At 69.7% G+C, this 12225-nt stretch carries 15 protein-coding genes; 8 read left to right on the top strand and 7 right to left on the bottom strand.

The genetic code is table 11. The features are described from left to right. On the top strand, positions 1-1020 hold the full coding sequence (gene ccsB, locus FFS52_RS11000; RefSeq protein ID WP_137809714.1) for a c-type cytochrome biogenesis protein CcsB: 1020 nt from the start codon (positions 1-3) through the stop codon (positions 1018-1020). A gap of 36 nt (positions 1021-1056) precedes the next feature. On the opposite strand, the gene FFS52_RS10995 is transcribed toward ccsB, so the two are convergent. The 3 genes from FFS52_RS10995 to FFS52_RS10985 form a co-directional block, all read right to left on the bottom strand. Further along, positions 1057-1533: a helix-turn-helix transcriptional regulator gene (locus tag FFS52_RS10995; protein ID WP_058252664.1), complete on the bottom strand. Its 477-nt coding sequence runs from the start codon at positions 1531-1533 to the stop codon at positions 1057-1059. A 123-nt stretch (positions 1534-1656) separates the two neighbouring features. After that, complete coding sequence (locus FFS52_RS10990) at positions 1657-1875, bottom strand: hypothetical protein (RefSeq protein ID WP_058252665.1); 219 nt, start codon at positions 1873-1875, stop codon at positions 1657-1659. A 136-nt stretch (positions 1876-2011) separates the two neighbouring features. Next, on the bottom strand, positions 2012-2236 hold the full coding sequence (locus FFS52_RS10985; RefSeq protein WP_058252666.1) for a BldC family transcriptional regulator: 225 nt from the start codon (positions 2234-2236) through the stop codon (positions 2012-2014). A gap of 295 nt (positions 2237-2531) precedes the next feature. Here FFS52_RS10985 and FFS52_RS23885 point away from each other — a divergent pair, with 295 nt between their 5' ends. The 6 genes from FFS52_RS23885 (at position 2532) to FFS52_RS10955 (ending at position 8442) form a co-directional block, all read left to right on the top strand. Next, entirely contained in the window at positions 2532-2804 is a 273-nt protein-coding gene (locus FFS52_RS23885; protein WP_223258954.1) for a DUF4229 domain-containing protein, read from the top strand. Positions 2805-2816: 12 nt separating this feature from the next. Further along, complete coding sequence (locus FFS52_RS10975; RefSeq protein ID WP_137809713.1) at positions 2817-3950, top strand: PLP-dependent cysteine synthase family protein; 1134 nt, start codon at positions 2817-2819, stop codon at positions 3948-3950. Between the two features lie 45 nt (positions 3951-3995). Further along, the gene (locus FFS52_RS10970; RefSeq protein WP_065629222.1) at positions 3996-4697 is read left to right on the top strand and encodes an ABC transporter ATP-binding protein; all 702 of its coding nucleotides are present in this window, start codon (positions 3996-3998) and stop codon (positions 4695-4697) included. Continuing rightward, positions 4697-7261 carry an FtsX-like permease family protein gene (locus FFS52_RS10965; RefSeq protein WP_137809712.1) on the top strand — a complete coding sequence of 855 codons (2565 nt, stop codon included), beginning with the start codon at positions 4697-4699 and terminating at the stop codon, positions 7259-7261. Before FFS52_RS10970 ends, FFS52_RS10965 begins: the two co-directional genes overlap by 1 nt. 91 nt (positions 7262-7352) lie before the next feature. Then, positions 7353-7634: a hypothetical protein gene (locus tag FFS52_RS10960; protein ID WP_065629224.1), complete on the top strand. Its 282-nt coding sequence runs from the start codon at positions 7353-7355 to the stop codon at positions 7632-7634. Continuing rightward, positions 7627-8442, top strand: coding sequence for a Clp protease N-terminal domain-containing protein (locus FFS52_RS10955; RefSeq protein ID WP_137809711.1), 816 nt, complete (start codon positions 7627-7629; stop codon positions 8440-8442). The genes FFS52_RS10960 and FFS52_RS10955 overlap by 8 nt, the downstream gene beginning before the upstream one ends. A gap of 30 nt (positions 8443-8472) precedes the next feature. Here the strand turns inward: FFS52_RS10955 and FFS52_RS10950 are convergent, their stop codons facing one another. Beyond that, positions 8473-9342, bottom strand: a complete 870-nt coding sequence (locus FFS52_RS10950) for a 1,4-dihydroxy-2-naphthoate polyprenyltransferase (protein WP_137809710.1) — start codon at positions 9340-9342, stop codon at positions 8473-8475. A 145-nt stretch (positions 9343-9487) separates the two neighbouring features. Here FFS52_RS10950 and FFS52_RS10945 point away from each other — a divergent pair, with 145 nt between their 5' ends. Continuing rightward, on the top strand, positions 9488-10363 hold the full coding sequence (locus tag FFS52_RS10945) for a type IV toxin-antitoxin system AbiEi family antitoxin domain-containing protein (RefSeq protein ID WP_137809745.1): 876 nt from the start codon (positions 9488-9490) through the stop codon (positions 10361-10363). A 42-nt stretch (positions 10364-10405) separates the two neighbouring features. Here FFS52_RS10945 and menE read toward each other — a convergent pair whose 3' ends face one another. From menE to FFS52_RS10930, 3 genes are read right to left on the bottom strand one after another with little or no spacing between them, the layout of a single operon-like run. Then, positions 10406-11530 (bottom strand): o-succinylbenzoate--CoA ligase, encoded by a 1125-nt coding sequence (gene menE / locus FFS52_RS10940; RefSeq protein WP_249356235.1) that lies wholly within the window; start codon positions 11528-11530, stop codon positions 10406-10408. A gap of 38 nt (positions 11531-11568) precedes the next feature. After that, positions 11569-11913 (bottom strand): DUF3349 domain-containing protein, encoded by a 345-nt coding sequence (locus FFS52_RS10935; protein ID WP_058252672.1) that lies wholly within the window; start codon positions 11911-11913, stop codon positions 11569-11571. A gap of 29 nt (positions 11914-11942) precedes the next feature. Then, positions 11943-12224: a hypothetical protein gene (locus tag FFS52_RS10930; protein WP_065629227.1), complete on the bottom strand. Its 282-nt coding sequence runs from the start codon at positions 12222-12224 to the stop codon at positions 11943-11945. Position 12225 lies beyond the last annotated feature (1 nt).

The following is a 12225-nucleotide window of genomic DNA, read 5'->3' as shown; positions in this document are numbered from 1 at the left end:
ATGAACACCGACGCTCCGGCGATGCCGATCGACGAGACTCTCGCGCGGTACTCGGACCTGCTCTACGGCACGGCCATGACGGTCTACGTCGTCGCGGTCATCTTGTTCCTGGGCGCCCTCGCCGCGGTCCGCGGCCGACGCCTCGAGCAGAAGCAGCTGGTCAACGCCGGGGTGAACGGAACCGACACGCGGGTGCCCGGGCGGGTCGACGAGTCGTCGCGCCGGACCCTGGGCGAGAAGCTCGGCAACATGGCGCTCCCGGTCGTCGTCGTCGGCCTCGCCGCGCACATCGGTTCGATCGTGCTCCGCGGCATCGCGACCGACCGTGCGCCCTGGGGCAACATGTACGAGTTCATCTCGATGACGTGCGCCGCGGGTGTGCTCGCCGCCTTGATCATCCTGCGCAAGCGCGAGCACCGGCCGCTGCTCTCGTTCGTGCTGTTGCCCGTCATCCTGCTGATGTTCATCGCCGGCCGCTGGCTCTACACCCAGGCCGCACCCGTTGTCCCGGCCCTGAAGTCCTACTGGCTGGCCGTGCACGTCTCGATCATCTCGGTGTCCTCGGGCATCCTGCTGGTGTCCGGTGTGGCGAGCATCCTCTACCTGATCAAGATGCGCTGGGCTCCGACCTCGTCCGACGACTCCGCCACAGCCGCGACCCGTCCGGGTCTGGGCGGCGCGGTCCGTCGGGTCGTCGAACATCTGCCGTCCGTCGAGCAACTCGACCGCCTGGCCTACAAGTGCGTCGTGATCGGCTTCCCGCTGTTCGGCCTCGGGGTGATCTGCGGTGCCATCTGGGCCGAGGCGGCCTGGGGCCGATTCTGGGGCTGGGACCCCAAGGAGACGGTGTCCTTCATCGCCTGGGTGATCTACGCGGCCTATCTGCACGCACGCGCGACGGCGGGCTGGCGCAGCAATGCCGCGGCCTGGATCAACGTCGCCGGATTCGTGGCGATGCTGTTCAACCTGTTCATCATCAACCTGGTCGTCTCGGGGCTGCACTCCTACGCCGGTCTGTGAGTACCGCCCGGTCGTGAGGCCCGCCGGCGGAAACCGTCAGCCGGACGCCTCGCTCGGGGAGTTCTCCTCGGCCCGCTTGGCGATCGCCTGGGCTTTGACCAGTTTGAGCAGGTCGATGAGTGCGTCGATGGTGTCCGGGCACAGCGAACCCATGTCGATGCCGGACAGGTGGCTCCCGGTGACTTGGAGCATCTCGACGTAATTCTGTTGCTGCCGAACGCGTTCGAGGTCTTCGTCGGGGTTGGACAGGAAATAGGTGACGCTGACGTCGAAGGCGCGGGCGATGGCCTCGACGGTGCGGAACGACGGCGTGCGGGCCTTGCCGGTGCGTAGCTGGGAGATGTACGCGTCGGACAGCGAGTAGCCGAGACGGTTGGCCTTCTCGGCGATCTTCTTGCCGGTATATCGGATGCCGTTCTCGTCACGGCTGTGTTCGAAGAGGTATCCGATCTTCTCGGCGAAGCTCAGGTCGTCATCGGTCGACGCCCCTCGCGGAGATCGTCCCGGGTTCAACGGCGCCTTCTCTCGGTCCGGCCATCGGGGAGTCGATGGTGAAGTGGACAATACCCTACCCACGGGTATGTTCCGCAGAGACGTTCTGAACCTGGTCTCAGCTTTTCGGCCGCGCGTCACGCCTCAGATCTCATCACCGTCGGTGCCGTTGGTGCCGCGGGTGCGATTGTCCAGGTCGCGCAGGAAATCGGGGTCGTCGTCGGGGCCGAGCGGGCCGCGGGGACGGGATCGACGCGGGCCGGGCGAAGGGGTGTCGCCGGACTCGTCGGAGTGGGGTCCGAAGGCGCGCCACATGAGGAAACCGATGGCCAGCAGACCCAGAACGGCGAACAGATAGATCATGACAACCTCCCGACGACCAGCGTACGTGAGACGCCTGAGAGGTCAGGGCGAAAGCCGACCTGACCCGCACTTCTCCACCGATCGGATGAGGTCCGGCCGGGCGTCGGGTCGTCGGGAGAACTACAGGGCCGTCGGGTCAGTGGGCGCGGCGGTTGAGCAAGGCGACGACGTCCTCCTCGCGGAAGCGTCGGTGGCCGCCCGGCGTGCGGATCGAGCCGAGGATGCCGGAGCTCGCCCAGCGGGCGACCGTCTTGGGATTCACGTTGAACATCGCGGCGACCTGGCCGGGGGTCAACGTGTGCTGGCTGGCCAGTCCCGGGGTGATGTAGGTCGTGGGCGGTGCGGTCTCGATGCTGGTCATGATTCCCCCTGTGCGTGTTGGAGTGCTCGGTCGGTGCGCCGAGATGGCGAAGCGGCTCTGCACGGTGGTGGACGAGTTCCTTATGAATACACGCAAATCGCCCAGGTACTCGAACCGTCAGTGGGAGGTAAAGAGCATGCAAAGGCCCGCGACCTGCGGGAGCGCCGAGACCGCCCAGTACGCTGAGGGGGTGAGTGAAACGCCTGACCCCACCCCCGGCAAGAAGGCCACGCCCGACGCGGCCACCCGCGAAACCACGGCCGGCGACGCCACGCCGCAGGCGGGTGGACGCCCGATGACCCTGGCGTTCGCCCTGTTCGCGTACACGTTCGCGCGTCTGCTGCTCGTCACCGCGGTCGTGGTGATCATCATGGTCGGCGGCAACCTGGTCGGCGTCGAGGTGCCGTTCCTCGTGGCGGCGGTGTTCGGGGTGCTGATCGCGCTCCCGCTCGGCATGGTCCTCTTCAAGACCCTGCGTCTGAAGGTCAACAGCGAGATCGCGGCACTGGAGGCCGGTCGCCGTTCCAAGCACGACGACCTGCAGGCTCGGCTCCGCGGCGAGAAGTGAGTTCGCCGACCCGTGGAACCCACGCGAGTCGTCGACCGTCGCGCTGATCGGGCCTGGACCCAGAACGCCGTCCGCCTCATCGAGGCCGACGGCCGGCGCAGTGCCGACACCCATCTCCTCCGCGTCGCGCTGCCCGCATGGTCGCGCTGGACCGTCGCCGACGGCGACACGAGCCGCGAGGTCGGCGTGGACCTCTATGTCAAGGACGAGTCGACCCATCCGACGGGGTCGCTGAAGCACCGGCTCGCGCGTTCGCTGTTCCTCTATGCGCTGTGCAACGGGTGGGTCGTCGAGGGCACGCCGGTGATCGAGGCGTCGTCGGGGTCGACGGCGGTCAGCGAGGCCTACTTCGCCGAACTGATCGGGGTCCCGTTCATCGCGGTGATGACGCGGAGCACCTCGCCCGCGAAGACGGCACTCATCGAACGCCACGGCGGGCGGTGCCATTTCGTCGACCACCCCGGCGAGGTCTATGCCGAGGCGCTGCGTCTCGAGGCCGAACTCGGCGGCCACTTCATCGACCAGTTCACGATGGCCGAGCGTGCGACCGACTGGCGCGGCAACAACAACATCGCCGAGTCGATCTTCGCCCAACTGGCCGAGGAAGAGCATCCGATCCCCACCTGGATCGTCGTGGGGGCGGGTACCGGTGGTACGTCGGCGACCCTCGGACGGTATGTGCGCTACCGGCGCCACGACACCTGGCTGGCCGTCGTCGACCCGGAGAACTCGGTGTTCCTGCCGGCCTACGCGTCGGCGGACGGCACGCTGACCGCCCAGACCGGTTCGCGCATCGAAGGCATCGGCCGGCCGCGGGTCGAGCCGTCGTTCATCTCGCAGGTCATCGACCGCATGATCGGGGTGCCCGATGCGGCGTCGATCGCGACCGCCCGCCGCGTGAGCGACCTCCTCGGTCGTCGGGTCGGTGGCTCCACCGGCACCAACATGTGGGGGGCCTTCTCGCTCGTCGCCGAGATGGTCGCCGCGCGCACGCCCGGCAGCATCGTCACCCTGCTGTGTGACTCCGGGGATCGGTACGCGACGACCTACTTCGACGACGACTGGCTCGCCGCCGGTTCGTTCGACCTCGGCCCCGCCGAGACGGTGCTCGACCAGTTCCTCGCCACCGGTCGCTGGACTACCTGAGAGCCGGGCCGGCCGCCGCGGGTGGGTTACGATCCGGGAGTGTCGATGGAACCCGGGCGGACGCCCGGCACCGGAAGTGCCCTGGTGGAAGCGGTCGATCTGGTGCGCGAGTACCAGATGGGCGAGGAACGGGTTCGCGCCCTCGACGGTCTGAACCTGTCGATCGACGGCGGCCAGTTCGTCTCGGTGGTCGGCCCGTCGGGAGCGGGCAAGAGCACCCTGCTGCACGTACTCGGAGCTCTCGACACCCCGACGTCGGGCCGGATCAGCATCGACGGCGTCGACCTCGGGGCACTCGACGACACCGCCGCCTCCGAGTTCCGGCGCAACCGCGTCGGGTTCATCTTCCAGTTCTTCAACCTCGTGCCGACGATGTCGGCGTGGGAGAACGTCGCGCTGCCGCGACTGCTCGACAACCAGTCGCTCCGCAAGGCGAAACCCCGTGCCGTGGAACTGCTCCGGCGGGTCGGACTCGGCGATCGAATCGACCATCGGCCCTCGGAGCTGTCCGGCGGCCAGATGCAGCGCGTCGCGATCGCCCGCTCGCTCATCATGGACCCGACGATCCTGCTCGCCGACGAACCGACCGGCAACCTGGACTCCAAGACGGGTGAGGCGGTACTCGAACTGCTCTCCGAGGTCGCGCACGACACCCCCGACCGGCTGGTGGTGATGGTGACCCACGACCCGAAGGCCGCTGCGGTCGCCGATACCACCATCACGGTCCGCGACGGGAAGATCGCCTAGTGGCGGGACGGGGTTCTCGGGCCGCCGCCCTAGCCGCCGGTCTGACCCGCATCCGCCTGCTGAACCTGCGCGAGATCCGTACCCACCGGCTGCGCCTGCTCACCTCGCTGGCGGTGGTGGTCGTGTCGTCGGCGTTGCTGATCGCGGTGCTCGGGACCTACGGGTCGGCGTCGGAGTCGGTGCGGGACTTCAACAATGCGGTGTCGGGGGTCGCCGACATCGAGGTCGCCGGCATCACCGACACCGGCGTCGACGAGTCGCTGGCCGGCGAGATCCGTCGCGACGTCGACGCGGCGGCGGCCGTCGTGCCGATGATCCGCGGGTCGGTCGTCGTCGACGGTTCGGCCGTGCCGCTGCTCGGCTCCGATCAACGCGTCACCCAGCTCTCGGGCAGTCTGCGCGGCGCCCTGCAGCAGGGGCAGGCCGGGACCGGTCCGGGCACCGTCGACCTGGACCGACTGCGCACCGGCGTGTTCGTCGGCCCGGGACTCGGGCTCGACCGCGGAGACCGATTGACCGTCAACGGGATCGAGGTCGAGGTCCTCGAGGTCGTCGACAACGAACAGGCCGCCGGTCTCAACAACGGCCGCTTTCTCTTCGCCTACGTCGACCTCGCGCAGCGACTCGTCGGACTCGAGGGCCGGCTCGACTCGATCCTCGTCGTGACCGAGCCCGACGCCGATGTGTCCGCCGTGCGCTCGCAGGTGCAGGGCATCGTGGACGGCCGTGCGGTGGTGGTCGATCCGGACTTCCGCGCCAAGCAGGCCGAGGTCGCGAGTTCGGTGACCCGCGATGCGACCCTGCTGGTCTCGCTCGTGTCGCTGGTGATCGCCGCCTTCCTGGTGTTCAACACGATGAACATGGCGGTGGCGTCGCGGCGGAGGTCGCTGGCGATGATCCGGGCGTTGGGCGCCAAGCGGTCTCACCTCGTCGGGGACATGCTCGGCGAGGCCGCGCTGATGGGTTTCGTCGGCGGCGTACTCGGCATCCCCCTCGGAATCCTGGCCGGGCGGGCGGTGATCAGCAGCCTGCCCGAACCCCCGGCCGATTCCGTCGGCACCGTCATCAACTACCACCTGCCCGGGTACGCGCCCGCGGCGGCGGTGATCGCCTGCGTGGTCGCGTGTGTCGCGGCGACGACGCTGGCCGCGCGGGCGGTGTTCGCGGTCTCGCCGGTGGAGGCGATGGCTCCGGTCGAGGTGTCGGACTCCGCCGCGCGGCGTGGTCCCGCGGTGGTGATCGCCGCGGTGCTCGGGGTCGCCGGCCTGATCGCGTCGTGGGTGGTCGTGGCAACCGTACCGGGCCGCCCGGCCATCGTGGCCGGCGTCTTCTATCTGGTCGGCGCGCTGCTGCTGTGCTTCGCGCTGTCGAAACCGTTGGCCTGGGCGGTGGTTCGGGTGGCGCGCTGGTTCGGTGGCCCCGGACAGCTCGCGTCGGTGAACAGCGAGCGCGCCCCGCGGCGCGCGTGGGCGACGCTGATGACGGTCGCGGTGGCCATCGCGGTCGGCATGGGGACGTCGGGAGCACTGGACAACCTCGTCTCGTCGATGTCGAAATCGCTCGACGGACTGGGTGATCCGGACTTCTACGTGTCGTCGACGTCGGCCGCGAGCCTGCCCCTGGGGCCGATCCTGCCGCCCTCGGTGGCCGAGCGCGTCGCGGCGGTTCCCGGGGTCACCGAGGTCGTCGGCGGTCAGTGGGCCGCGGTCAACATCGGCGAGAGCAAGGCGAATGTGCAAGGGCTCGAGCCGGGTTCGCGCGCACCGTTCATGCGCAAGGCGTCGCCGGAGGCGGTGGCGAGCGTCCTCGCCGGCGACGGCATCCTGATGTCGAACGTCTTGGCCCGCGCATTGGGCGTGGGCACGGGCGACACGGTGGAACTCGCGACCCCCAACGGTCCGCGGCAGACGGTCGTGCGTGACACCGTCGACTACGTCTCCCTCGACTCCGGTGTGGCGGCCATGTCGCAGGAGTTGCTGGGGGAGTGGTTCGACCGCGACGGCGACACCTACCTTCAGGTGATCACCTCGCCCGATGCCGACCCGGAGCAGGTCCGCCGGGACCTCGAGGCGCTCGTCGACGGCGTCCCGACGACGGGCAACAAGCCCATCAGTGTCTACAGCGGTGCCGAGGCCCTCGCGGCCACCCAGGCCACTGTCGAGCAGGCGGGCGCGTTCGCGGTCGCCATCCAGTGGATCGTCGCCGGTGCGGCCGCGATCGCACTGCTCAACACGCTGCTGCTGTCGGTCCTCGAACGACGCCGCGAACTGGGCGTCCTGCGGGCGATGGGGGCCTCCCGCCGGTTCGTCTCGCGGACGGTGCTCGCCGAGGCGGGAGCGGTCGCCCTGGTCGGGTCGGTCCTCGGCGTCGTCCTCGGTGCCGCCATGCATCTGCTCAGCAACCAGATCCTGACCATCACGACGTCCCTGACGGTGCTGTATTCGCCACGGCCGTCGGCCCTGCTCTTCGTGACCATCGCCGTGGCCCTCTGCCTGATCGGTGCCTTCGTCCCCGCGGTCCGGGCCGGGCGGATGAACATCAGCGAGTCGATCCAGAACGAGTAGTCCCGTCGCGGCGGCGCGGTCGGACGAGATTCGCCATGCCCGCTCGTCAACAATTCTTGACACATCGTCGATGTCAACATAACCTGACATCATGCACGACGACCACAGCACCGACACCGCACCCGACGCACCGAGCGCCGAGCTGGCCGGAGACGCCGCGAGCGGCGATCCGGCGAGGGGCCTGGCCGCGGTACGCGCCCTGCGCACCCTGGCCGACCGACTCGAGGACGTGCAGGTGGCCAACGCCCGTGCCCACGGGTGGAGCTGGCAGGCGATCGCAGAAGTGCTGCAGATCAGCCGACAGGCCGTGCATCAGAAGCACTCACAACGTGAGGCCCGCGCGAGTGGGCCAGAAGGAGACACAGATGTTTGAGCGAATCAGTCGCGATGACAAGATGCTGCTGGCTTTCGCCACGCAGGAGGCCGGCGACCTGGGTCATCGGCAACTCGGTAACGACCACGTGATCCTGGGCATGCTCTGCAATGCCCGCAGCCCGTTGTTCGCGCTGCTGGCCGACCAGGGGCTGACGCTGACGTCGGCCCGGGAGGTGGTCCGGAAGTACCACGACGAGCACTCGGAACGGTCCGACACCGCGGAGACCGCCGACGACGAGTCGGCTCGCGAACGCTACGAGGAGGATCGAGAAGCCCTGCGCGGCATCGGAATCGACCTCGACAAGGTCCGGGAAGCGGTGCGCGGGCGCTTCGGTGAGGACCTGTCCGATGGCTGGGGCGAGCGTGCCGAGCGCGGCCCCCGAGGACGTGGTCACGGGCGTCGGGGGCACCGGCACCATGGTCGCGGTCGCGGACCCCGGCCGAATTGCGGCCCACAGGGTCTCGGGCCAGAGGGTTTCGGGCCGGGCGGTTTCGGACCCGAAGGCTTCGGGCCGGGCGGACCGTTCGGCGGCGAGGGGCCCTGGGAGCCGGGGCGCGGCCGGCGCGGACCGCGGGGCCGGGGCGCCCGTCCGCGTTTCGCTAACGACACCCGGACGGTGTTCGGCCGGGCCATGGAGATCGCGCGGGAACGGGGTGACCGCCGCCTCCGCGCGGAGTACCTGTTGCTGGGGATCATCGACACCGCCGACGACGCGTCGCGGGCGTTGATCGAATCCGCCACCACCGCCGACGAACTCCGCGCCGCGGTCGTGGCGAGCCTGCCCGACGTCGAGGCGCAGGTCTGATCGTCGGCGCAGGTCTGGCGTCGAGGTCCGTCAGGTGAGCGCGAGCGCGACCGCCGTGACGACCGCCCAGGCGAGCATCGCCTTGCCGGTCGTCCCGATCGACGGGATCAGTCCCGGTCCGGCCGCCCCGGTTCGGACCGGGGCGTAGGCCTGCCACAGCAGTGGGAACGTCACCAGGCCGAGCAGCGCCCAGGGGGTCGCGAACGCCAGGACCAGGCTCATCGCGAGCGGGGTCAGCAGAAGCACGGCGAACAGGATCCGGGTCCGGGCGTCACCGAGTCGCACGGCGAGGGTGATCTTGCCGGATTCGGTGTCGCTGGGGATGTCTCGGAGGTTGTTGACGACCAGCACGCTGCTCGAGATCGCGCCGATCCCGATCGCGCCGGCCAGTCCGACCCAATCGATGCGACCGGCGGAGACGAACTGGGTGCCGAGGACGGCCACGAGCCCGAAGAAGGTGAACACCGCGACCTCGCCCCAGCCGGCGTAGCCGTAGGGGCGCTTGCCGCCGGTGTAGAACCAGGCGCCGGCGATGCAGATCGCGCCGACCAGCACGAGCCACCACGCCGTCGCGATGGCGAGGACGAGCCCGCAGACCGCGCCGATCCCGAAGCACAGGAACGCGGCGGTCTTCACGGCCTTCGGCGAGGCGGCGCCCGACCCGACCAGGCGCATCGGACCGACCCGGTCGTCGTCGGTCCCCCGCACGCCGTCGGAGTAGTCGTTGGCGAAGTTCACGCCGATGATGAACGCGACGGCCACCGCCAGCGCGAGTACGGACTTCCACCACGTGACGTCGCCGGAGTGCGCCGCCGCGCCGACACCGACCACGACCGGCGCGATCGCGTTGGGGAGCGTGCGCGGACGAGCGCCCTGGATCCACTGCGAGGGGGTAGCCACGGGGTTCATCGTGTCACGGCCGCGCGCGCGAGCCGGCGGCTGCCCGGCAGGTGTAGAACTTCGTAGCGCCTGGCGCGACGACACACTACATCTGCGGGGCCGTCGAGCGATGGAACCGGTTGCGGTGCAGGTGCGTCTGAAGGTCATGCATCTTCCGCCGGACTTTCGGGCGCTCGCCCTCGACCAGGATGGCGTGTTCACCGCGGCCGATGCCCGCGAACACGGCATCAACCGGTCGGCGGTGCACCGTCGGGTGCGGGCCGGCGAGTGGGTATCGGTGCATCCTCGTGTCTATCGGCTCGCCGACCACCCCGAGACCGACCGCACGCGAATCCGGACCGCGACGCTTGCCGTCGGCACTCACGGGGTCCTCTCGGGACTCGCTGCCGCATGGTGGCATGGGATCGTCGAAGCCCCACCCGCCTTGCCCACGGTCACCGCGCTCCGCGGCCGCCACGGTCATCCGGTGACGGGAGTCCGGATTCTCAACCGCGCTCTCGCCGACGCCGACGTGCTGACCCGGGACGGGCTACCGGTCACCGGGGTCGCGTTGTCGGTTTTGGAGGGTGCGGTAGAGGGCGGCATCGAGGTCATCGATGCTGCGCTGCAGCAGCGGCGCACCACGGTCGAGCGTCTCGTCGAGGCCTACGAGCGGCGGCGCCGGTGCGTCGGCGCGGCGGACATGGGTCCGATGGTCCAACTGCTGGAATCGGGTGCGCGGTCGGCCGCCGAGCGTCTCGCTGTCACGATCCTCCGGACCGCGGGTATCGAAGGGTGGGTGGCGAACCATCCGGCCTGTGGGTACGAGATCGACTTCGCCTTCCTCGACCGGATGGTGGCGGTGGAGATCGACGGGTTCGCTTTCCACCGCGACTCGAAGACGTTCCAGCGTGACCGCACCCGACGCAACGCGCTCCTCGCGGCGGGTTGGACGGTGCTGAACTACACCTGGGGTGACCTCCGCGACCGAGCGGAGTACGTCGCGACGTCGATCTCCCAGGCACTTGCGACCGCCGCCTGAACTGCAGTTGTCGCACATCGTTGCGCCAGGCGCGACGACACACTACATCTGCGCACCGAAGCGGGCCCGCAACGCGCGTCGGTCGTACTTGCCGGGTCCGCGGAGGGGGAGGGCGTCGAGTTCGACGACCCGCCGGGGGGCCGCGTACTTGTCGAGCCGCTCGGTGACCGAACCGCGAATGCGGTTGACGTCGAGGCGTTCTCCGGGACGGACGACGACGAACGCGGTGACCGCCTCGCCGAGCCGGTCGTCGGGGAGTCCGACGACGACGCATTCGGCGACCGCCGGGTCGTCGGCGATCACGGCCTCGACGACCTGCGGTACGACGGTCAGCCCGCCGGTCGAGATGGCCTCGTCGGCGCGGCCGACGATCGAGAGCAGCCCGGCGTCGTCGACGCGGCCGAGGTCGTCGGTGCGGAACCAGCCCGGCTCGGCGAAGGCCGGATGGTCGGGCAGATTGCGATAGCCGGAGGCGACGACGGGACCGCCGAGCAGCACGCGCCCGACGCCCTCGGGTGCCGGATCGGCGATGCGGACCGCGACGCCGTCGAGGGGTCGCCCGTCATAGACGCACCCTCCGGCGGTCTCGCTCATCCCGTATGTCGCGACGACCGGCAGACCTTCGTCGATCGCTCTGTACCACAACGGTTTCGGGGTCGCCGCACCGCCGACGAGGATGGCGTCGAGCTCCCGCGAGGCGGCGGTCGCGGCGGGCTGGTCGAGAACCTTGACGAGTTGGGTGGGCACCAGCGAGGTGTATCGCCGCGGACCCTCGAAGTCGCGTACGGCGCGGGCGTAGACCTCGGGATCGAAACCGGCCCGCATGTCCAGGACCACCGGCGTCTGCCCGGCGGTCAGCGCGCGGAGCAGGACCTGCAGGCCGGCGATGTGGTGCGGGGCCAGCGCCAGCAGCCAGTTGCCCGGCCCGCCCAGATGATCGGCGGTGGCCCGCGACGACGCGGCGAGGGTCGCGGGAGAGTGCTGCGCACCCTTGGGGGTGCCCGTCGACCCCGACGTCGAGACGACGAGGGACACGGGGTCGTCGATGGGTGCGCCCACCTGCAGCGCCGAGGCGAGTTCGGCTGCGGCGCGGGCGTCGTCGGGCACGGGCAGGGAGGCCGAGGAACCGTCGAGGATCGCCCGGAGGTCATCGGCGTGGTCGAGCACGGCGTCGGTCGACGGCAGCGGCAGGGTTCGCAGGGTCCTCAGGGCAGGTCCCCATCGGTCGGACCGTCCCCATCAGGATCGGGCTCGTCGCTGAACGGCCATCCGCGGGCGACGAGGTGTGCGCGTACCCGCGCGATGTCGTCCTCGTGCGGCAGTTCATGGGTGTAGTGGGTGATCTTCACCGCCGCGTCGATCCGCGATATCGGTTCGGGTGGCGGCGGGGACTCGCGGGCCAGCTCCGCCGACACCTGGCTCACCTCGTCGTCGGTCAGCTGCCGGCGCAGCAGCGCCACGAGCGGTATGTAGTCGTTGTGCGGGACGCCGTCGGGGTAGCCGGCGCGCAACCACTCCACGACCTTCTGCAGAAGTGTCGGGCGGTCCACGGGGTGTCTCCGATCAGAAGCGGGGACGATCACTTGTAGCCGAACGGGAAGATCTTGACGCCGGTGTAGTAGAAGATCGTCTGCCGGGTGATCCAGAGGATCCCGACGACGATCACCAGGATGACGACGCCGAAGATGAGGTACGCCACGGGCTTCAGCGCGGGATGCGGATCGGAGGTCGTTCCGTCGGCGGCGACGGAACCCTCGGCGAGGGACCGCAGACGCAACCCGACTGCGAACAGCGCGGGCAGTCCCGCTCCCAGTACCAGTCCGACGATGAGGACTTTGCCGATGGCCTCGAACGTCTCCATT

It is taken from the genome of Gordonia sp. ALPHA1B1, assembly GCF_005502615.1.
GTDB lineage: Bacteria > Actinomycetota > Actinomycetes > Mycobacteriales > Mycobacteriaceae > Gordonia > Gordonia hongkongensis.
This window is presented reverse-complemented; position numbering and strand designations above follow the sequence as displayed.

What these genes read in the sequence shown, in the direction of transcription:
- FFS52_RS10960 (WP_065629224.1), top strand. Translation starts at nt 7,353, where the DNA reads ATGCACGACGACCACAGCACCGACACCGCACCCGACGCACCGAGCGCC.
- ccsB (WP_137809714.1), top strand. Translation starts at nt 1, where the DNA reads ATGAACACCGACGCTCCGGCGATGCCGATCGACGAGACTCTCGCGCGG.
- FFS52_RS23885 (WP_223258954.1), top strand. Translation starts at nt 2,532, where the DNA reads ATGACCCTGGCGTTCGCCCTGTTCGCGTACACGTTCGCGCGTCTGCTG.
- FFS52_RS10945 (WP_137809745.1), top strand. Translation starts at nt 9,488, where the DNA reads ATGCATCTTCCGCCGGACTTTCGGGCGCTCGCCCTCGACCAGGATGGC.
- FFS52_RS10970 (WP_065629222.1), top strand. Translation starts at nt 3,996, where the DNA reads ATGGAACCCGGGCGGACGCCCGGCACCGGAAGTGCCCTGGTGGAAGCG.
- FFS52_RS10955 (WP_137809711.1), top strand. Translation starts at nt 7,627, where the DNA reads ATGTTTGAGCGAATCAGTCGCGATGACAAGATGCTGCTGGCTTTCGCC.
- FFS52_RS10930 (WP_065629227.1), bottom strand. Translation starts at nt 12,224, where the DNA reads ATGGAGACGTTCGAGGCCATCGGCAAAGTCCTCATCGTCGGACTGGTA.
- FFS52_RS10985 (WP_058252666.1), bottom strand. Translation starts at nt 2,236, where the DNA reads ATGACCAGCATCGAGACCGCACCGCCCACGACCTACATCACCCCGGGA.
- FFS52_RS10990 (WP_058252665.1), bottom strand. Translation starts at nt 1,875, where the DNA reads ATGATCTATCTGTTCGCCGTTCTGGGTCTGCTGGCCATCGGTTTCCTC.